The organism is Aeromonas caviae, from assembly GCF_000819785.1.
Classification (GTDB): Bacteria; Pseudomonadota; Gammaproteobacteria; order Enterobacterales; family Aeromonadaceae; genus Aeromonas; species Aeromonas caviae.
On record NZ_CDBK01000048.1, the window covers coordinates 1 to 19,839 of the forward strand.

Genomic DNA, 19,839 nt, shown 5'->3' on the forward strand with positions numbered 1-19,839 from the left:
CCGCTTGGCGATACCCCAACGACGATGCCTGACAGAGACCATCAAACACCATTCAAAAAATGGCTGGGGTACTAGGATTCGAACCTAGGGATGGCGAGATCAAAACCCGCTGCCTTACCGCTTGGCGATACCCCAACTAGAGATGGTGGCTATGACGGGATTCGAACCTGTGACCCCCGCATTATGAGTGCGATGCTCTAACCAACTGAGCTACATAGCCAACCTTGCTTCCAGTGAGTCGTTGCCTCGTCACTGTGCGGCCGGAATTATGCGTATCTGGCTCTGGGGCGTCAACCCTTTTTTTGTTTGAAAAAACGAATTTGGGTGCGTTTGGCGAGTTATTGGCCGCTGTCGTGCAAAAGCCCAACAATCTGGTTTTTTTTACGACATTCGCACCCAGATCGCGCCTCTGGCCAGATAAAAAAGAGGCCAGCAAATGCTGGCCTCTCATGGGGTTAGACGTTGAACAGGAAGTTCATGATATCGCCATCCTTGACGATGTAGTCTTTCCCTTCCGCGCGCATCTTGCCTGCTTCCTTGGCGCCTTGCTCACCCTTGTAGGTGATAAAGTCGTCGAAGGCGATGGTCTGGGCGCGAATAAAGCCTTTTTCGAAGTCGGTGTGGATCTTGCCTGCGGCCTGCGGGGCGGTGGCGCCTACCGGAATGGTCCAGGCGCGCACTTCTTTCACACCGGCGGTGAAGTAGGTCTGCAACTTGAGCAGCTCGTATCCGGAACGGATCACCCGGTTCAGGCCCGGTTCCTCGATGCCGAGATCCGCCATGAACTCGGCACGGTCTTCGTCGTCCAGCTCGGCGATGTCCGCCTCGATGGCGCAGCAGACGACCACGACAACGGCGTTTTCGGCGGCGGCTATCTCACGGACCTGATCCAGGTAGGGGTTGTTCTCGAAGCCATCTTCCGCCACGTTGGCGATGTACATGGTGGGTTTGAGGGTCAGGAAGTTGAGGTGGCTGACGGCGTCCAGCTCATCCTTGTCCAGCTTCATGCCGCGGATCATCTGGCCGTTTTCCAGGGCTACCTTGATCTTCTCCAGCACTTCCACTTCCAGCTTGGCATCCTTGTCGCCGCCCTTGGCACGCTTGGACTGGCGATTGATGGCGCGCTCGCAGGCATCCAGGTCGGAGAGGGCCAGCTCGGTGTTGATCACCTCAATGTCGTCGGCCGGGGAGACCTTGCCCGCCACGTGGACGATGTTCTCGTCCTCGAAGCAGCGCACCACGTGACCGATGGCTTCGGTTTCACGGATGTTGGCCAGGAACTGGTTGCCAAGGCCTTCGCCCTTGGAGGCACCGGCCACCAGGCCGGCGATGTCCACGAACTCCATGGTGGTCGGCACGACACGCTGCGGATTGATGATGGCCGCCAGCTGGTCGAGGCGGGGATCCGGCATGGGGACCACACCCGTGTTCGGCTCAATGGTGCAGAACGGGAAGTTGGCGGCTTCGATGCCGGCTTTGGTCAGCGCATTGAACAGGGTGGATTTGCCTACATTGGGCAGGCCCACGATACCGCATTTAAAACCCATGGATTGTTACCTTGTTGGTGGATGCTTCAAGGGGCCGCGCGGGCGGCCCGTGTCGTGTTGCTTGACCTCGAGGCGAGGGATCTCGCCAGGGGGCCGGTCATCTTGAACTGCCTGGCGATGCAGGCTGAAGGCCTAGACTTTCTCGGCCTTGAAACTGTGCAGGCGATTCATGGCCTTGGTCATGTCCTGCTTGAACAGGATGTCGGTGGCACGCAGGGACTCGTCCAGCGCGGCCTCGATCAGACTCTGCTCACTGCTGGGCGCCTTGGTCAGCACGAAGCCGGCGACCAGCTCCTTGGCGCCTGGATGGCCGATGCCAAGGCGCAGCCGGAAGAAGTTATTGTTGTTGCCCATCCTGGCGATGATGTCCTTGAGGCCGTTATGGCCGCCGTGACCGCCCCCTTGCTTGAACTTGGCGATGCCGGGAGGCAGGTCCAGCTCGTCGTGGGCCACCAGGATCTCTTCCGGGGCGATCTGGTAGAAGCGCGCGAGCGCCGCCACGGCCTTGCCGGAGAGATTCATGTAGGTGTTCGGGATGAGCAGCCGCACATCCTGTCCGTCCACCAGGAAGCGGGCGGTGTGGCCGAAGAACTTGGGCTCTTCGCGCAGGCTGACATTGTGCCAGCGTGCCAGTTGCTCCACATACCAGGCGCCCGCATTGTGGCGGGTCTTGGCATATTCGGGGCCGGGATTACCCAGCCCGACAATCAGTTTGATTTGACTTGTCACGCTTGATGTCTTCACTCGCTACTTGCCATGGGCGGATGACCCGGGGCAATGGGACGCAATATTCTAGCCGCCGAGTGGCGATCACTCAACCAAAGTGCGGCAAGGTCGGGGAAAAGCCGGACAGAAGGGCTCGGGTGGGGTGGCTCGTCCGAGGTTTTCGTCTCTTGCCGAGTGAAGGCTGGCGGTTGGCGCCAGGCACCCAAAAAAACAAAAACCGCCATTCGGCGGTTTTTGTCACGACAGGGTCTATCAATGCTCGAACATGGCAGAGATGGACTCTTCGTTGCTGATGCGGCGAATCGCTTCGGCCAGCACGGAGGAGAGGGTCAGCTGCTTGACCTTGCCGACTGCCTTCATCTCCGGGGTGAGCGGGATGGAGTCGGTGATGATCAGCTCGTCGATGACCGAATTCTTGATGTTTTCAACGGCGGTGCCGGAGAAGACAGGGTGGGTCGCATAGGCGAACACGCGCTTGGCACCACGCTCTTTCAGCGCTTCGGCCGCCTTGCACAGGGTGCCGCCGGTGTCGATCATGTCGTCGACGATGACGCAGTCACGACCGGCCACGTCGCCGATCAGGTGCATGACCTGGGAGACGTTCGGACGGGGACGACGCTTGTCGATGATGGCGATGTCGGTGTCGTCCAGCAGCTTGGCGATGGCACGGGCACGGACTACGCCGCCGATGTCCGGTGACACGACCACGGGGGATTCGAGGTTCTTGGCCTTCATGTCTTCCAGCAGCACCGGGCTGCCGAACACGTTGTCGACGGGGACGTCGAAGAAGCCCTGGATCTGCTCGGCATGCAGGTCAACGGTCAGCACACGGTCCACACCCACGCTGGAGAGGAAGTCTGCGACGACCTTGGCGGTGATGGGCACACGGGCGGAGCGGACGCGGCGGTCCTGACGGGCATAACCAAAGTAGGGAATAACGGCAGTGATACGGCCAGCTGAAGCACGACGCAGTGCATCCACCATGACGATCAATTCCATCAAATTGTCGTTGGTCGGGGCACAGGTGGATTGAATGATGAAGATATCGCCACCGCGTACATTCTCGTTGATCTGTACGCTGATCTCGCCGTCGCTAAAGCGACCTACGGCAGCATTGCCGAGTTTGATAAACAGGCGATCTGCGATCTTCTGGGCTAGTTCCGGCGTTGCGTTACCAGCAAACAGCTTCATGTCAGGCACGGTTTGAAACCTCGGGGTTGCATCCAGTATGTGGGGAGTCTGATTTTAGACCCGTATCGTTTGGGGGCAAACGATTTAGCAAGATGACGGACAAGGTCTCTGGGCGATGTCGAGGATGGCGTCTCATCACCCGCAGGGTGGGTGGACGGGAATCCACCTTGAGCGCCATCGCGTCAGATTGGCCCAAGACACATCGACGAGGTCAACACCTCCCGATGCGGCCTCAACAAGGAGAGAGTTGGCTGGGGTACTAGGATTCGAACCTAGGAATGGCGAGATCAAAACCCGCTGCCTTACCGCTTGGCGATACCCCAATCACTCACTTGTTGCAAAGTGACGAAGAGTGGTGATATGTTCTCGCCCTTGGCGACAAACCCATCCCAGCCTTCCGGCACTCTTGCCAACACCTTTCGAGCAGCCATTTCGTCTTCAAATCGAGCAAAGACGCAGGCGCCAGTGCCCGTCATTCTTGACGGCGCGTATTCTAGCAACCAGCCGAGCGCATTGGCAACCTCGGGGTGGCGCTTTTTCACCAGCAGTTCGCAATCGTTTTTCCACTCTCCTGCCAGCAGATTGTCCAGGGTCATCTTGGGGGTGTTGCGGGGCAGGTCGGGATCCTGGAACACGGCGGCGGTGACCACATGGCAATCCGGCTTGAGTACCAGGTACCAGGCATCCGGTACCTCGATCTGTTGCAACCGCTCCCCCACGCCCTCGGCGAAGGCGGCCTTGCCCCGCACGAACACCGGCACGTCGGCGCCCAGCTGTACGCCGAGCTCGGCCAGCTCGTCTTCACTCAAGCCGGCTTGCCAGAGGTGGTTCAGGGCCACGAGGGTGGTGGCCGCGTCCGACGAGCCGCCCCCGATGCCACCGCCCATGGGCAGTATCTTCTCCAGCCGGATATGGGCTCCCTGCGGACTGGCCAACCGGCTCTGCAACAGGCGGGCAGCCCGGATGATGAGGTTCTGTTCATCGGGCACGCCGGGTATGGCCGGGCTCAAGGTGAGCTGGTCGCTGCCGGGGATCGGCTCGAATTCGAGCCAGTCGCCGTGGTTGAGGAAGATGAAGAGGGTCTGCAGTTCGTGGTAGCCATCGGGGCGGCGGCCGTTGACGTGCAGGAAGAGGTTGAGCTTGGCCGGGGCGGGCCAGCGGATCGGCGCCTGGTCGTGCATCATGGTGTCAGGGTCCACTCGTTGATCTGCAGCTTGAGACGGCTCTCCTGCCCGGTCATGGTGAGCAGGTGGGGCAGGCGATAGCCGTCCTGATCCCGATAGTCCCCGTAGACGATCTGCCACTGGCCGTCGCGCACGCTGGCGAGGCTGGCATCGGGGTTGAGCTCGAATTCGGCCTGCCCCGGCAATCCCTTGATCCACTCAGGCAGCCCGGCCACCGGAATGTGCCAGCCGGTGAGCTGATAGACCAGGAGCTCGGCATCCTGGCTCTGGTGCTGTTTTCCGTCGTTGTCGAGCAGAGTCACCTCGCCGCCGGTGCGGGAGAGTTCCAGAATATGGGTGCCGATGAGGCTGGTGAGGTTGAGGCGATAGTCATCGCCGTTTTGCTGCCAGTTGAGGCGGGCGCTGCCCTTCTGGCGGGCGGTGATGATGGCCATCTTGCCCGACAACTGCCAGTGTGTGAGGCGTTCGAGGCGGGCGCGCTCCTGCTGCCAGTTGACCTGATCCCGCTGGGGTTGGGTGGTGGTACAGCCCGCCAGCACCAGCAGGCAGGCGAGGGAGAAGATACGCAACAACAAGGTGGAGCTCCGCAGATGAGGTTTGCGACAGTATAAGGGGCGGCCGTATTGCTTTTAAAGACTTACCCTTTCTCGTACAATTGTCGGCCTCTACACCCTGTGCATGAAACGATCATCACCCACCCATGAGTCTGCTTGCCCTCGGAATCAACCACAACACCGCCAGTGTCGCCTTGCGGGAGCGGGTCGCCTTTGGCCCGGACCGCATCGATCGCGCCCTGCGTGAGCTGGTGGAGCAGCCTGGCGTCAGCGAGGCGGTGATTGTCTCCACCTGCAACCGCACCGAGCTCTATTGCAGCCTGGAGCAGGGGCAGGGGGAGCAGGTGCTGAACTGGTTGCAGCGGTTCCACGCGCTGGAGGCGAGCGAGGTGCTCTCCGCCATCTACCGGCACCAGGACGAGGAAGCGGTGCGACACCTGATGCGGGTGGCCTGCGGCCTCGACTCCCTGGTGCTGGGGGAGCCGCAGATCCTGGGGCAGATCAAGCAATCCTACGCCCACGCCCAGCAGGCGGATGCGGTGAAAGGATCCCTGGAGCGCCTGTTCCAGAAATCCTTCTCGGTGGCCAAACGGGTGCGCACCGACACCGAGATCGGCGCCAGCGCGGTGTCGGTGGCCTTCGCCGCCGTGAGCCTGGCCCGCCGTATCTTCTCCGATCTCTCCCAGACCAAGGTGCTGCTGGTGGGCGCCGGCGAAACCATCGAACTGGTGGCCCGCCACCTGCGCGAGCAGAGCGTGACCCGGATGATGGTGGCGAACCGGACCCTGCAACGGGCCCAGTTGCTGGCAGAGGAGTTCGGTGCCCAGGTAATGACCCTGGAGGAGATCCCGGACTACCTGCACGAGGCGGACATCGTCATCAGCTCCACGGCAAGCCCCCTGCCCATCATCGGCAAGGGCATGGTGGAGCGGGCGCTCAAGGCGCGTCGCTTCAAGCCCATGTTCCTGGTGGATATCGCCGTGCCCCGCGACATCGAAGCCGAGGTGGACGAGCTCTCCGATGCCTATCTCTACACGGTGGACGATCTGCAGGGCATCATCGAGCAGAACCTGGAGACCCGCAAGCGGGCGGCCGCCGAAGCGGAACTCATCGTGCAGGAAGAGCGCGACGAGTTCATGGGCTGGTATCGCAGCCAGCACTCGGTGGATCTCATTCGCGATTATCGCCATCAGTCACAGCAGGTCGCCGACGAAGAGTTGCAGCGGGCCCTGCTGGCCCTGCAACAGGGTGAAAATGCCGAGCAGGCGCTCAAGGCCATGGCCCATCGCCTCACCAACAAGCTGATCCACGCACCGACCCAGGCCCTGCGCCAGGCCGCCGCCCAGGGGGACAGCCACAAGCTGGCCCAACTGCGTCAGGTGCTGGGATTGTCACAAGAATCATAGTGTTGGGACGGCCCTTTGCCGTCCCGTCCTCCATCGAGAATCCAAGAGTCATGAACCCCTCATTGATCAGAAAGCTGGAAGGCCTCATCGAGCGCCATGAAGAAGTACAGGCCCTGCTCGGGGAGCCCGGGGTCGCCTCGGATCAGGACAGATACCGCGCCCTGACCCGGGAATACGCCCAGCTGGAAGATATCGTTCACGCCTTCCAGCGTTTCCGCCAGGCCGAAGAGAACCTCGACACCACCCGGCTGATGCTGGAGGAAGAGGATGCCGAGCTGCGGGAGATGGCGCAGGAGGAACTGCCGCTCGCCAAGGCGACCTTCGAGGAGCAGGAGCAGGCGCTTCAGGTGATGCTGTTGCCGCGCGACCCCAAGGATGACAACAACTGCTATCTGGAGATCCGCGCCGGTGCCGGTGGCGACGAGGCGGCCATTTTCGCGGGGGATCTGTTCCGCATGTACTCCCGCTACGCCGAGCGTCAGGGGTGGCGTGTCTCCATCGTCAGCTGCAATGACGGCGAACACGGCGGCTACAAGGAGGTGATCGCCAAGGTGGACGGCGAGCACGTCTACGGCCGCCTCAAGTTCGAGTCCGGCGGCCACCGGGTGCAGCGAGTCCCCGAGACCGAATCCCAGGGCCGGGTGCACACCTCCGCCTGTACCGTGGCCGTGCTGCCGGAAGTGCCGGAAGCCGAGCAGGTGGAGATCAACCCCTCCGAGCTGAAGATCGACACCTTCCGCGCTTCCGGTGCCGGCGGCCAGCACGTCAACAAGACCGACTCCGCCATCCGCATCACCCACCTGCCCACCGGGCTGGTGGTGGAGTGCCAGGACGAGCGCTCCCAGCACAAGAACCGCGCCAAGGCGATGTCGGTGCTCTCTGCCCGCCTGCAGGCGGCCGAGGACGAACGCCACCGCGCCGCCGAGCAGAGTACCCGCCGCAACCTGGTGGGCTCCGGGGATCGCTCCGAGCGCATCCGCACCTACAACTATCCCCAGGGGCGTCTCTCCGAGCACCGGATCAACCTCACCCTGTATCGTCTGGGCGACATCCTGGAAGGGGATCTGGACTGCGTGATCACCCCCCTGGTGCAGGAGTATCAGGCGGATCAGCTCGCCTCCCTGGCCGAGAGCAACTGATGCAGATCCAGCAGGCCCGTGCCCATATCATGGCGACCCTGGCCTCCGGGGAATCCCCCCGTGCCGACGCCGATGCCCTGCTCTGTCATCTGCTGGATTGCCGGCGCAGCTATCTGATGACCTGGCCGGAGCACGAGCTCGATGCCGCCCAGCAGGCGACCCTGGCGGGCTGGCTTGCCCGTCGCCTCAATGGTGAGCCCATTGCCCACCTCATCGGCGAGCGGGAGTTCTGGTCGCTGCCGCTGAAAGTGAGCCCGGCCACCCTGATCCCGCGCCCCGATACCGAGGTGCTGGTGGAACAGGCGCTGGCCCGCCTGCCGGGCGGCCCCTGCGCCCTGCTGGATCTGGGCACGGGCACCGGTGCCATCGCCCTTGCGCTCAAGTCTGAGCGACCGGATGCCGATGTATGGGCGGTGGACAGGATGCCGGCCGCGGCCGCGTTGGCCCGCACCAACAGCGCCGCCCTGGGGTTGCCCATCGAGGTGCGCGACGGCAGCTGGTTTGCGCCGCTCTCGGATGCACCGCGCTTTGCGATGATCGTCTCCAACCCGCCTTACATCGACGGGACGGACCCCCATCTTCACGAGGGGGACGTGCGCTTCGAGCCGCGCTCCGCCCTGGTGGCGGAGGAGCAGGGGCTGGCGGATATCCGCCTCATCGTCACCCAGGCGCCCGCCCATCTGGTGCCAGGTGGCTGGCTGTTGCTGGAACACGGCTGGGATCAGGGGGAGGCGGTGCGTCAACTCCTGCTGCAACAAGGCTACGTCCAGGTGGAAACCGTGCGCGATTACGGCGATAACGAGCGGGTGACCCTGGGGCGCCTGGCTCAGTGATATGACGGGCGGGCCCGGTCTGCCCCTGTTCAAGGAAATCTTATGTATGTTGTTCTCAAGCATCTGCACCTCACCCTGATTGCCGGGGCCGTGCTGATGTTTATCCTGCGCTTTTACTGGTTGCAGACCGGCTCCGCGCTGGCAGGGGGCGCCCGCACCCTCAAGATCAGCGGCTGGCTCAACGGCCTGGTGGTGCTCTCCGGTGTGCTGCTCTGCATGGTGCTGGGTCTCAACCCCCTCAACAACGCCATTCCCTGGCTGGCCGAGAAGCTGACGTCCATCCTGGTGGTGGCGTTTCTGGCCATGATGGCGCTGCGTCTGGCCCGCAGCAACGGCATCCGCTGGTTTGCCTTCCTGGGCGCACTGGGGTGGATCTTCTTTATCGCCAAGCTTGCGGTGCAAAAGCAGGCCAGCCTGTTCGGCTAGGAAGGATGACGATGATACGTGTGGATGAGTGGACCGACTTCGAGGCTCACGATCTGGCCGAGCTGGCGCTGTCGGTGAGCGACGAGATCCGGGGCCATGGCGGCACGGGAGAGGCCGAGCTTGCCCTCCTCGATGCCTGGCTGGACGAAACGATTGCCGAGGGAGACTGCGACGAGGTGCGCCGTCAGCTGTTGCAGGGTTTCTACCAGACCCTGGGCTTTCGTGGCGACTGGCAGGATTACTTCTCGTCCGCCAACTGCGATCTGGACCAGGTGCTGGCAAGGCGCAAGGGGATCCCGGTCAGTCTCGGCATCCTCCTCATCCAGCTGGGTCGCAAGATAGGGCTGGATGTGGAGGGGATCTGCTTCCCCGGCCATTTCCTCCTGAGTTTTGCCGGTCTGGACGGGGAGGTCTATGTGGACCCCTTCAACGGTGATGAACTGAGCCGGCACCGCATCGAACTGCTGCTGCGCGGTGCCCTCGGCAACCTGGCGAGTCTGAGCGATGATCATCTGCAGCCATCGGGGCAGTGGGAGATCATCGAGCGCTTGCTCAATGTCAGCAAGGGCGCCCTGCTGCGCGAGGAGCGCATGACGGAGGCGTTGCGCTGCAGCGAGCTGCTGCTGCGCATGAAGCCCGGCGATCCGCTGGAGACGCGGGATCGGGGCTTCATCTATGAGCAACTCGATTGCCCGCGCTTTGCCGCCGACGATTTCGAATACTTTATTGAACAATGCCCTGATGATCCCGTGGCCGATGTGCTGAAAACCCAGCTGGCCACCCTGGACCTCAGTCCCAAACCCCTCCATTAAGGATCCCTGAGATGGAACAGAAGAATATCAAGGTCAACCAGATCGACGTCGCCAACGACAAACCTTTCGTGCTGTTCGGCGGCATGAACGTGCTGGAATCCCGCGACATGGCGATGGCGGTGTGCGAGAAGTACGTGGAAGTGACCAGCAAGCTCGGCATCCCGTTCGTGTTCAAGGCGAGCTGGGACAAGGCCAACCGCTCCTCCATCCACTCCTATCGCGGCCCGGGTCTGGAAGAGGGGATGAAGATCTTCCAGGAGCTGAAAGCGACCTTCGGCATGCCGGTGATCTCCGATCTGCATGAGCCCCATCAGGCCAAACCGGTCGCCGAGGTGGTCGACGTCATCCAGCTGCCCGCCTTCCTGGCGCGCCAGACCGATCTGGTGGAGGCCATGGCCCGCACCGGCAACGTCATCAACATCAAGAAGCCGCAATTCCTGAGCCCAAGCCAGATGAAGAACATCACCGACAAGTTCGAGGAGTGTGGCAACGATCGCCTGATCCTCTGCGAGCGCGGTGCCAACTTCGGCTATGACAACCTGGTGGTGGACATGCTGGGCCTGGGCGTCATGAAGAAGAGCACTGGCGGCTATCCGGTCATCTTTGACGTCACCCACTCCCTGCAGTGCCGTGATCCCCTGGGGGCGGCCTCCGGCGGTCGCCGCGAGCAGGTGACCGAGCTGGCTCGTGCCGGCATGGCGGTGGGCCTGGCCGGTCTCTTTATCGAATCCCACCCGGACCCGAAAATTGCCCGCTGCGACGGCCCGAGCGCTCTGCCGCTGGAGAAGCTGGAAGGCTTCCTCAAGCAGATGAAGGCCATCGACGATCTCGTCAAGGGCTTCGAGCCCCTCGATACCTCCGCCTGATCGCGATTTTTACTATCAAAAATGCCCCGCCATGCGGGGCATTTTTATTTCCGTCATTTTCATTTGGTGCTCTTCGGCGTCCATTGCGACCATGTTTCCGTGGTGTTAATGATGTTAAATATGTTGTGTGATTGATGTCTCTTATTTGCTTCTTATGACATGCAAAAGTAGCGACCGTCAGGATGGCAAAAAGGTATGAAGCGGGTGAGATAACCCTATTTCTCGCCGCAGACTGCTGCATGCGTTATTTGCTGTCAGTGGAGTCACACTTATTAACAGGACGTTGAGCATGCACAAGAAAATTGTCAGTAGCCTCTATTTTCAGGTGATATTGGCAATCACCATCGGAATATGTCTGGGACATGTCTATCCGAGTCTGGGCGCAGATATGAAACCCCTTGGTGATGGCTTCGTTAAATTAATCAAGATGATCATCGCCCCCGTCATTTTTTGTACCGTGGTCACCGGCATTGCCGGCATGGAAAGCATGAAGGCGGTGGGCAAAACCGGTGCCATTGCGCTGATCTATTTTGAAGTGGTGAGCACCCTGGCCCTCATCATCGGTCTGTGCGTGGTCAACGTGCTGCAGCCCGGGGCCGGTATGAATGTGGATCCCTCCTCACTCGACGCCAGCGCCATCTCCGTCTATGCGGATCAGGCCCAGTCCCAGGGGATAATTCCCTTCCTGCTGGATGTGATACCGGCCAGCGTCATCGGTGCCTTTGCCGGCGGCAATATACTCCAGGTGTTGCTGTTTGCCGTCCTGTTCGGATTTTCCCTGCATCATATCGGGGAGAAGGGAAAACCCATCTTCAATATCATCGATGGTTTCTCTCAGGTTATTTTCGGCATCATCAACATGATCATGAAACTGGCGCCGATCGGGGCATTTGGTGCCATGGCATTCACCATAGGGAAATACGGTATTGGTTCTTTGGTGCAGCTGGGGCAATTAATTGCTAGCTTCTATCTGACCTGCCTGCTGTTTATTTTTCTGGTGCTCGGCAGTATCGCCAAAGCCAATGGCTTCAGCATTGTGCACTTTATTGCCTATATCCGGGAAGAACTGTTGATCGTGCTCGGAACATCCTCGTCGGAATCCGTATTGCCGCGCATGCTGGTGAAAATGGAGGCGCTGGGCTGCAAGAAATCGGTGGTGGGTCTGGTGATCCCGACCGGTTACTCATTCAACCTGGACGGCACCTCCATCTATCTGACCATGGCAGCCGTCTTCATCGCCCAGGCGACCAACACCCCGCTGGACCTGTTCCATCAGCTCACCCTGCTGGTGGTGCTGCTTATCTCCTCCAAGGGGGCGGCCGGAGTCACGGGGAGTGGCTTCATCGTGCTGGCAGCCACCATCTCGGCGGTAGGGCATCTGCCGCTGGCCGGGCTGGCGCTGATCCTCGGGATTGATCGCTTCATGTCGGAGGCGCGCGCCCTGACCAACCTCATCGGCAACGGGGTGGCGACCCTGGTGGTGGCCCGTTACTGCGATCAGCTCGACGAGGCCACCATGCAGGACGCCCTGGCGAAACCCGTGGTAGCAAGGCCGGTGGACCTGCGAAGCTGACCCAGGTTCCGGCGGCGATCATCACCCATGAAAAAACGGCCCGAGGGGGCCGTTTTTTATCTCTTTACGCAGGGCGCCTTACAGGCTCTGGGTGAAGGTGCGGGTGACCACGTCACGCTGCTGCTCCGGGGTCAGGGCGTTGAAACGCACGGCGTAACCGGAGACGCGGATGGTGAGCTGCGGGTATTTTTCCGGGTTGGCGATGGCGTCTTCCAGGGTTTCGCGGCGCAGTACGTTGACGTTCAGGTGCTGACCCCCTTCGACCACAGGCTCTTGCTGAACCGGCAGTTCACGGTATTCGAATTGACCCAGGTCGGAGAGGCTGACTTCCTGATCGGCGGCAAAGCTGTCGCCCTTGGCGCAGATGCAGCGAGCCTGTTGTTTCTCTTCGTCCAGCAGCCAGAAAGAGTTCAGCAGAGCGGCGTTGGCGGACTGGGTGATTTGGATGCCCTTGATCATGGTATGACTCCTCATAGGAAAGCGGATTCAACGGTAAGCACATTACCCTGATGTTTTTAAACCACCTCTTGGAAGGAATGATTTAACGGGGCCTTGCCTTACACCTTTACTTCGTTGGGGCCATATATACCACGACGGTAATATTACGAAAATTGATCCAAATCAATAAAACCCCATTTTGCGTGCATTGAAAGGGATTAAATCATTGAGTTGAATCAAAAACAGATCATTTTTCTGTTTTTGTAAGATATATGAATTATGCATTTTTTATTATTCATATCTAGTAATTTAACTACACCTTTAGGGTTTATTTCTGGCGTCAGCGAAAACCGGCCTGCCCAGAGACCTGTCCGAAGGACGTCCTGTTATTCCTGTGTCGACGCAGCACCGGTCATTGCCCGTGAACGCCGCCGCCACTTCCCAGGCTGGCAAGGCTGAGCCTGACCTCCATGCGGTTGCGTCTTGGGGGCGAGGACCCTATCCTGAGCCCCTTGCTCTATTGACCGAGGAGATAGCGGTGCCAAGCTGGACAGAAGGCGGGGAGTGGGGAGAGGCTGGCATGCCAGCCAGGATGGAAGGAGTGGATTCGCAACGAGAGGAGACGGGTGTGCTGACCTGGAAAGATGTGATTGGTTCGGAGAAAGAGCAGGCGTATTTCATGGACACCCTGGCCACCGTCAGGGCCGAGCGGGAGGCGGGCAAGGTGATCTATCCCCCGGCGACCGAGGTATTCAATGCCTTCAAACTGACCGAGCTGGATGACGTCAAGGTGGTGATCCTGGGGCAGGATCCCTATCACGGACCGGACCAGGCGCACGGCCTCTGCTTCTCCGTCTTGCCCGGAGTGCGCACGCCGCCGTCCCTCGTCAACATCTACAAGGAGATGCAGCGGGATCTGCCGGGTTTTGTCACACCCAATCATGGCTTCCTGGAATCCTGGGCCAGACAGGGAGTGCTGCTGCTCAATACGGTGTTGACGGTACAGGCTGGCATGGCGCACTCTCACGCCCACCTGGGGTGGGAGACTTTTACCGATCGAGTCATCGAGCGGATCAATGCCCATTGCCAGGGCGTCGTCTTCCTGCTGTGGGGCGCTCATGCCCAGAAGAAAGGGCGCTTCATCGACCGGTCGCGCCACCATGTGCTGAGCGCCCCCCATCCCAGCCCGCTCTCTGCCCATCGCGGTTTCATCGGTTGCGGCCACTTCTCCGAGGCCAATCGCCTGCTGGTCCAGCAGGGACGCAGTCCCATCGACTGGCTCTCGGTCTGCGCCGATCCGGCGGCCTGACGCCGTAAATGCACAGGGGAAATGGTCTCCCCTGTGCCCCCTGTGGTGAGAGGCTGGTGCAGCCGCTGTCTGCATCCGACTTGATTGAGTGCAAAGTTCAGGCAATAAATGACCGTATACTCGAGACAGACGTTTTCTCATTTCAGTGCAAGGAGTGCCCATGTTATCCAGTCTGCATAAGGACCACCTCAACATCACCCGGTTGCTGACGCTGCTCAAGCAAAAGCTGGCGGCCATTCGCAATGAGCAGCCGGTGAGCTACTTCCTGCTGCGGGATGTGGTGGATTATCTGCGCGAGGTATCCGACAAGTACCACCACCCGAAGGAAGACATGATCTATGACTACTACCTGAAATACAGGGTGGTGGAGGGGGAGGTGGCCAACCGGCTGCACGAGGAGCACGCCCGTCTGCTGGATGCAGGGACCGAGCTCAAGGAGATGGTGGAGATGATCCTGATGGATGCGGTCATCCCGCTGGATCAGTTCGTGGCCCGTCTGGAGCAGTTCATCGAGCAGCAGGAGGCGCACATGAACTATGAGGAAGGGGTCATCTTCCCCCATCTGCGCGACTCCCTGACCGAGGATGACTGGCGTCATCTCGAACAGCTCTGGCAGAACCGGGCCATCAATGATCCCCTGTTCGGGGCGGAGGTGAGCCAGCATTTCCAGGCGCTGGCCAAACAGCTCTCGCTGCCTGCAGCCTGACAGGAGGTTCACCCATAAAAACAGCGCCCCGGTCAATCCGGGGCGCTGTTTTTATGGCTCCACTCGCTGGAGTGAAACATGGGCGACGTGGGCGTATCAGAGCTCCAGGTCGTCCGATCCTTCATAGGCGATGTCGATGGCCTGCAGCTCCTTTTGCAGGCGGTGCTTGTCTTTAAGCGCCTCAATCTCACGCCATTTGCGTTTTTTTCCCGTTGTCCCGCGGCTACGTGAACCCAGCTCAACGACCTCGTCAAAATCGAAGTTGAACATGTCCATGGCTCCCTCCTTGGTTTTATGGTTTTCACCATCCGTATAACACGACGCCTTTGAAAATAAAACGTTTTTATGACGAAGTTGTGACAACCGGAAACAGGCACAAAAAAACCGGGCTGCCCTTTCGGGAGCCCGGTATTTGCGGCGCCACTTCGCTCTGTGAGAGCCGTGTGGCGAGCGGCCTTACAGGTGGCTTGCCAGCATGGTTTCCAGCTTGCCCTGGTCGATGGCGAACAGGCGGATGCCTTCCCCCAGTTTCTCGACGGCCATGGCGTCCTGGTTCAGCTCCCAGCGGAATTCGGCTTCGGTCATCGGGGCCGGTTTGGCTGTGCGCTCGCCGGTGTAGTCCAGCTTGCGCACCACGGTGCCTTCGGCCTTGCTCAGCTCTTCCAGCAAAGCGGGGCCAATGGTCAGGCGGTCGCAGCCGGCCAGTTCCAGGATTTCGCCAGTGTTGCGGAAGCTCGCGCCCATGACCACGGTCGGGTAGTCGTGCTGCTTGTAGTAGTTGTAGATGGCGGTGACGGAGACCACGCCCGGATCTTCACTGGCGGTGTAGTCACGGCCGTTCTTGGCCTTGTACCAGTCGAGGATGCGGCCCACGAAGGGGGAGATGAGGAAGGCGCCAGCTTCGGCACAGGCACGAGCCTGGGCGAAGGAGAACAGCAGGGTCAGGTTGCACTGGATACCCTCTTTCTCCAGCACCTCGGCGGCACGGATCCCTTCCCAGGTGGAGGCCAGCTTGATCAGGATGCGATCATTGCTGATACCGGCTTCGTTGTAGAGGCGGATCAGCTTGCGGGCCTTGGCGATGCTGGCGTCGGTGTCGAAGGAGAGGCGGGCGTCCACTTCGGTGGAGATGCGGCCCGGGACGATTTTCAGCACTTCGAGGCCGATGTTGACCGCCAGCTTGTCGCCCGCGTCGATGATTTGCTGTGCCTTGTCCTGGCTCTGGGATTTGGCCCAGGCAATGGCGTCCTGGATCAGGGCTGCGTACTCGGGGATCTCGGAGGCCTTGAGTACCAGAGAGGGGTTGGTGGTGGCATCGATGGGCTGGTAGCGCTTGATGGCTTCGATGTCGCCGGTATCGGCAACCACTGTGGTCAGGGCTTTCAGCTGGGTCAATTTATCGGCCATGGCAAATATCATCTCTTTATGAGGGAGCAATCCCAGGGTGGCGGGCATGAGACGGCAGTTCTGAAATTAAATTACAAGATCCCGGCGGCTCAGGCTCAGAAAGGGGCGATGGGCAGGCCCCATCGTCATTGCCTGCCTAATTAATACGGATGTGGCGCATCCTGCAATAGGGGGGCTTGTATGCGAATCAGCCAGGTGGTGAAAGCGGTACCGGCTGTCGAGTGAAAGTGTTTGATAAAAAACGAGTTTTATTCATGGTGTGGCGGCTGGCTCCGACATGGAAAAGCGCAATTATTTTGGTGGATTCATGAATTTGTGCGGGAGGTCACATAAATAGTTCTGTCAGCTACTTGAAATTTAATTACGTGTAAAACGTTTTGCGTTACAACCCCTTGCCGATGAGGCATGAGAGGCAAACGCTTGTCTCCCTGGTTTCGTTTCACTCAGCGGTTTTTACCCCCATGGGATGAGTTGTAAAATGGTTCTCTATTGGCTCTAATTTGTGAGGGGCTGGGTTGCACATCAATTTTTGTTGATTTATTGCGTGCTAAATGAAGCTTTTTTGCATCAAATTGCTCGTTTTTTGTCTCCCCAGTGAGCCCTGTCACTATTCTGAATTCCCTCGCTATGCTAGATTCCGCCCCTTCGGCGCAATGCTGGTTCGGAAATTGACAGAGAGCGGTCAGCGCAGACTGGCCATGGATGTGATAACAACGAGAGAATTATGGACACCTTGATTGCAATGATTAACGACCTGATGTGGGGAGCCGTGCTCATTTACCTGCTGATCGGGGTCGGTATCTTCTTTACCTTCCGCCTGGGCTTTATCCAGATCCGCCACTTCGGCCACATGTTCTCGGTCCTGCGCAACAGTCGCAAATCCGACAGCGCCGGCATCTCCTCCTTCCAGGCTCTGTGTACCAGCCTGGCGGCTCGCGTCGGGACGGGCAATCTGGCCGGTGTGGCCGTCGCCATCTATCTGGGTGGCCCTGGCGCCGTCTTCTGGATGTGGCTGATCGCCTTCATCGGCATGGCCACCGCCTTCGTGGAAAGCACCCTGGCCCAGCTCTACAAGGTCAAGGATGAGGATGGCAATTACCGGGGCGGTCCCGCCTACTACATGGAGCGCGGCCTCGGCATGCGCTGGATGGGGGTGGTCTTCTCCCTCTGCCTGCTGCTGGCCTTCGGTCTGGTGTTCAACGCGGTGCAGGCCAACTCCATCAGCCTGGCCATGAACGTCGCCTTCGGCATCCCTGACTGGGTGAGCGGTCTGGCCCTGGTGGTGCTCTCCGGCCTCATCATCTTCGGCGGCATCCGCGGCATCGCCCGTTTCGCCGAGCTGGTGGTGCCCTTCATGGCGCTCGCCTACATCCTGATGGCGCTGTTCGTGGTGGCCATGAACATCAGCGAGCTGCCCGGCGTGCTGGCCCTGATCATCAAGTCTGCCTTCGGCATCGAGCAGGCAGGTTCCGGCGCCATGGGCTATGCCATCTCCCAGGCGATGATCAACGGCATCAAGCGCGGCCTCTTCTCCAACGAGGCGGGCATGGGCTCTGCCCCCAATGCTGCCGCCACCGCCACCCCCTATCCGCCGCACCCGGCCTCCCAGGGTTATGTGCAGATGCTGGGGGTCTTCCTCGATACCATCGTCATCTGTACCTGTACTGCCGCCATCATCCTGATGTCCGGCCAGTTCGAGCCGGGCTCCGGTGTGACCGGTGTCGAGCTGACCCAGCGCGCGCTCTCCTCCCAGGTGGGCGGCGGTGGCAACATCTTCATCGCAGCGGCCATCTTCTTCTTCGCCTTCACCTCCATCGTGGCGAACTACTCCTATGCGGAGACCAACCTGGTGTTCCTCGAGCACAACCACAAGGGCGGCCTGATGCTGTTCCGGATGTTCGTGCTGGGCATGGTGATGTTCGGCTCCGTGGGCGAGCTGCCGACCGTGTGGGCTCTGGCGGATGTCTCCATGGGGCTGATGGCCATCGTCAACCTAGTGGCCATCCTGCTGCTCTCCGGCGTCGCCATCAAGCTGGCCAAGGACTACAACGACCAGCTCAAGCTGGGGCGCGTCCCCACCTTCGATGCCAACAAGTACCCGGAGCTGCGCAGTCAGCTGGAAGAGGGGATCTGGGACAACCCGGGCAAGAAATAAGCCCGTGTTGCAAGGTGATTGAAGGGGAGCCATGGCTCCCCTTTTTCATGGGTAAAAAGAGGGGGTGGCTTCACACAGACTTCACAGAGCCTCATCGGCAGCACACCTCGCGGGACTATGCTGGGCTCATCACTCGCCGCCATGGCGATACCTTGCTAACGACAGTCAGGAGACATGCAATGCAACAACGACAATCCATCCTGTGGGGGGCCGTGGCCACCCTGATGTGGGCCGGTCTGGCTCATGCCGGTGACAAGGCGGCGACCGATCCCCTGCGCCCCGTGGTGGATACCAGCATCCGGCCGCTGCTCAAGGAGCACAGGATCCCGGGCATGGCGGTGGCCGTGCTCAAGGATGGCAAGGCCCACTATTTCAACTACGGTGTGGCCGATCGGGAGCGCGCGGTCGGTGTGAGCGAGCAGACCCTGTTCGAGATAGGCTCCGTGAGCAAGACCCTGACCGCGACGCTGGGGGCCTACGCCGTGGTGCAGGGGAGCTTCGAGCTCGATGACAAGGCGAGTCTGTTCGCCCCCTGGCTCAAGGGATCCGCCTTTGACAACATCACCATGGGGGAGCTGGCTACTTACAGCGCGGGCGGCTTGCCGCTGCAATTCCCCGAGGAGGTGGATTCGCTCGAGAAGATGCAGGCCTACTACCGCCAGTGGACCCCAGCCTACTCGCCGGGTTCCCATCGCCAGTACGCCAACCCCAGCATCGGGCTCTTTGGCTATCTGGCGGCGAGCAGCATGAAGCAGCCGTTCGATCGCCTGATGGAGCAGACGATCCTGCCGGGGCTTGGCCTGTACCATACCTACCTCAATGTGCCCGAGCAGGCCATGGGGCACTACGCCTACGGCTACTCGAAGGAGGACAAGCCGATCCGCGTCACTCCCGGCATGCTGGCGGACGAGGCCTACGGCATCAAGACCAGCTCGGCGGATCTGCTGCGCTTTGTGAAGGCGAACATCAGCGGGGTGGATAATGCGGCCATGCAGCAGGCCATCGACCTGACTCACCAGGGCCAGTATGCGGTGGGGGAGATGACCCAGGGACTGGGCTGGGAGCGTTACGCCTATCCCGTCAGCGAGCAGACGCTGCTGGCGGGCAACTCCCCGGCGATGATTTACAATGCCAACCCGGCGGTGCCCGCGCCCGCTGCGGCAGGGCACCCTGTGCTCTTCAACAAGACCGGCTCGACCAACGGCTTCGGGGCCTATGTGGCCTTCGTGCCGGCCAAAGGGATCGGCATCGTCATGCTGGCCAATCGCAACTACCCCAACGAGGCGCGCATCAAGGCGGCTCACGCCATCCTGACGCAACTGGCCAGGTAATGGTGCGCCTTTGCTGAGCTTTGAGGGCACGTCGCATCGCGGCGTGCCCGTTACCTCGGACCCGACCCCTCAAGGGCGACCTGGCAGGGGGCGGGTCGATGAGCATGCCAATCCGGACCTCTCCTGCGGGAGATGTCCGGATTGGCATCCACCGAGTGCCATCTCGTCACTAGGCCCCGGCAGGCCGCCCGCTCTATAGTGCCCGGCATCTTCCTCTGCTTTTGCAGGATTGAGTT

19 protein-coding genes and 3 tRNA genes are annotated in these 19,839 nt (G+C 60.5%); 11 read left to right on the forward strand and 11 right to left on the reverse strand.

Annotated elements, in window-relative coordinates:
* Positions 1–60 precede the first annotated feature (60 nt).
* The 8 genes from BN1120_RS08240 to lolB form a co-directional block, all read right to left on the reverse strand.
* Positions 61–135: transfer RNA gene (locus BN1120_RS08240), tRNA-Gln, on the reverse strand.
* A gap of 8 nt (positions 136–143) precedes the next feature.
* Positions 144–220: transfer RNA gene (locus BN1120_RS08245), tRNA-Met, on the reverse strand.
* Positions 221–455: 235 nt separating this feature from the next.
* Complete coding sequence (gene ychF / locus BN1120_RS08250) at positions 456–1,547, reverse strand: redox-regulated ATPase YchF (RefSeq protein WP_010673843.1); 1,092 nt, start codon at positions 1,545–1,547, stop codon at positions 456–458.
* Positions 1,548–1,679: 132 nt separating this feature from the next.
* Positions 1,680–2,276 carry an aminoacyl-tRNA hydrolase gene (pth, locus tag BN1120_RS08255; protein ID WP_041215615.1) on the reverse strand — a complete coding sequence of 199 codons (597 nt, stop codon included), beginning with the start codon at positions 2,274–2,276 and terminating at the stop codon, positions 1,680–1,682.
* Between the two features lie 249 nt (positions 2,277–2,525).
* A complete protein-coding gene (locus BN1120_RS08260; RefSeq protein ID WP_010673845.1) occupies positions 2,526–3,473 on the reverse strand; it encodes a ribose-phosphate pyrophosphokinase in 948 nt (315 codons plus the stop codon).
* Between the two features lie 239 nt (positions 3,474–3,712).
* Positions 3,713–3,787, reverse strand: a tRNA-Gln gene (locus tag BN1120_RS08265).
* The gene (ispE, locus tag BN1120_RS20420) at positions 3,767–4,645 is read right to left on the reverse strand and encodes a 4-(cytidine 5'-diphospho)-2-C-methyl-D-erythritol kinase (protein WP_052455406.1); all 879 of its coding nucleotides are present in this window, start codon (positions 4,643–4,645) and stop codon (positions 3,767–3,769) included. Before ispE ends, BN1120_RS08265 begins: the two co-directional genes overlap by 21 nt.
* The gene (gene lolB / locus BN1120_RS08275; protein WP_042015579.1) at positions 4,645–5,223 is read right to left on the reverse strand and encodes a lipoprotein insertase outer membrane protein LolB; all 579 of its coding nucleotides are present in this window, start codon (positions 5,221–5,223) and stop codon (positions 4,645–4,647) included. The genes ispE and lolB overlap by 1 nt, the downstream gene beginning before the upstream one ends.
* A 125-nt stretch (positions 5,224–5,348) precedes the next feature.
* On the opposite strand from lolB, the gene hemA reads away from it, so the two are divergent.
* From hemA to BN1120_RS08310, 7 genes are all read left to right on the forward strand, one after another.
* Positions 5,349–6,608 (forward strand): glutamyl-tRNA reductase, encoded by a 1,260-nt coding sequence (gene hemA / locus BN1120_RS08280; protein ID WP_041212583.1) that lies wholly within the window; start codon positions 5,349–5,351, stop codon positions 6,606–6,608.
* A gap of 50 nt (positions 6,609–6,658) precedes the next feature.
* Entirely contained in the window at positions 6,659–7,747 is a 1,089-nt protein-coding gene (prfA, locus tag BN1120_RS08285; RefSeq protein WP_039039601.1) for a peptide chain release factor 1, read from the forward strand.
* Positions 7,747–8,580: a peptide chain release factor N(5)-glutamine methyltransferase gene (prmC, locus tag BN1120_RS08290; RefSeq protein ID WP_039039602.1), complete on the forward strand. Its 834-nt coding sequence runs from the start codon at positions 7,747–7,749 to the stop codon at positions 8,578–8,580. The genes prfA and prmC overlap by 1 nt, the downstream gene beginning before the upstream one ends.
* Before the next feature lie 42 nt (positions 8,581–8,622).
* Positions 8,623–9,006 (forward strand): SirB2 family protein, encoded by a 384-nt coding sequence (locus tag BN1120_RS08295; protein WP_039039603.1) that lies wholly within the window; start codon positions 8,623–8,625, stop codon positions 9,004–9,006.
* Positions 9,007–9,017: 11 nt separating this feature from the next.
* Positions 9,018–9,818 carry a SirB1 family protein gene (locus BN1120_RS08300; protein ID WP_042015581.1) on the forward strand — a complete coding sequence of 267 codons (801 nt, stop codon included), beginning with the start codon at positions 9,018–9,020 and terminating at the stop codon, positions 9,816–9,818.
* A gap of 11 nt (positions 9,819–9,829) precedes the next feature.
* The gene (kdsA, locus tag BN1120_RS08305; RefSeq protein ID WP_039039605.1) at positions 9,830–10,684 is read left to right on the forward strand and encodes a 3-deoxy-8-phosphooctulonate synthase; all 855 of its coding nucleotides are present in this window, start codon (positions 9,830–9,832) and stop codon (positions 10,682–10,684) included.
* Between the two features lie 289 nt (positions 10,685–10,973).
* Entirely contained in the window at positions 10,974–12,257 is a 1,284-nt protein-coding gene (locus BN1120_RS08310) for a dicarboxylate/amino acid:cation symporter (RefSeq protein ID WP_042015582.1), read from the forward strand.
* Between the two features lie 78 nt (positions 12,258–12,335).
* On the opposite strand, the gene grcA is transcribed toward BN1120_RS08310, so the two are convergent.
* A complete protein-coding gene (gene grcA / locus BN1120_RS08315; protein WP_010673855.1) occupies positions 12,336–12,716 on the reverse strand; it encodes an autonomous glycyl radical cofactor GrcA in 381 nt (126 codons plus the stop codon).
* Positions 12,717–13,323: 607 nt separating this feature from the next.
* Here grcA and ung point away from each other — a divergent pair.
* Together ung and BN1120_RS08325 are read left to right on the forward strand one after the other, a co-directional pair.
* Positions 13,324–14,004, forward strand: a complete 681-nt coding sequence (gene ung, locus BN1120_RS08320; protein WP_010673856.1) for a uracil-DNA glycosylase — start codon at positions 13,324–13,326, stop codon at positions 14,002–14,004.
* A 160-nt stretch (positions 14,005–14,164) separates the two neighbouring features.
* Positions 14,165–14,710, forward strand: a complete 546-nt coding sequence (locus tag BN1120_RS08325; RefSeq protein WP_041212588.1) for a hemerythrin domain-containing protein — start codon at positions 14,165–14,167, stop codon at positions 14,708–14,710.
* Between the two features lie 96 nt (positions 14,711–14,806).
* On the opposite strand, the gene BN1120_RS08330 is transcribed toward BN1120_RS08325, so the two are convergent.
* Together BN1120_RS08330 and tal are read right to left on the reverse strand one after the other, a co-directional pair.
* Positions 14,807–14,986: a DUF3545 family protein gene (locus tag BN1120_RS08330; protein ID WP_010673858.1), complete on the reverse strand. Its 180-nt coding sequence runs from the start codon at positions 14,984–14,986 to the stop codon at positions 14,807–14,809.
* 180 nt (positions 14,987–15,166) lie between these two features.
* A complete protein-coding gene (gene tal, locus BN1120_RS08335) occupies positions 15,167–16,117 on the reverse strand; it encodes a transaldolase (protein WP_010673859.1) in 951 nt (316 codons plus the stop codon).
* Positions 16,118–16,841: 724 nt separating this feature from the next.
* Here tal and BN1120_RS08340 point away from each other — a divergent pair.
* Positions 16,842–18,272, forward strand: a complete 1,431-nt coding sequence (locus BN1120_RS08340; protein ID WP_010673860.1) for an alanine/glycine:cation symporter family protein — start codon at positions 16,842–16,844, stop codon at positions 18,270–18,272.
* A 179-nt stretch (positions 18,273–18,451) separates the two neighbouring features.
* Positions 18,452–19,603, forward strand: a complete 1,152-nt coding sequence (blaMOX, locus tag BN1120_RS08345; protein ID WP_042015586.1) for a CMY-1/MOX family class C beta-lactamase — start codon at positions 18,452–18,454, stop codon at positions 19,601–19,603.
* Positions 19,604–19,839: the final 236 nt, after the last annotated feature.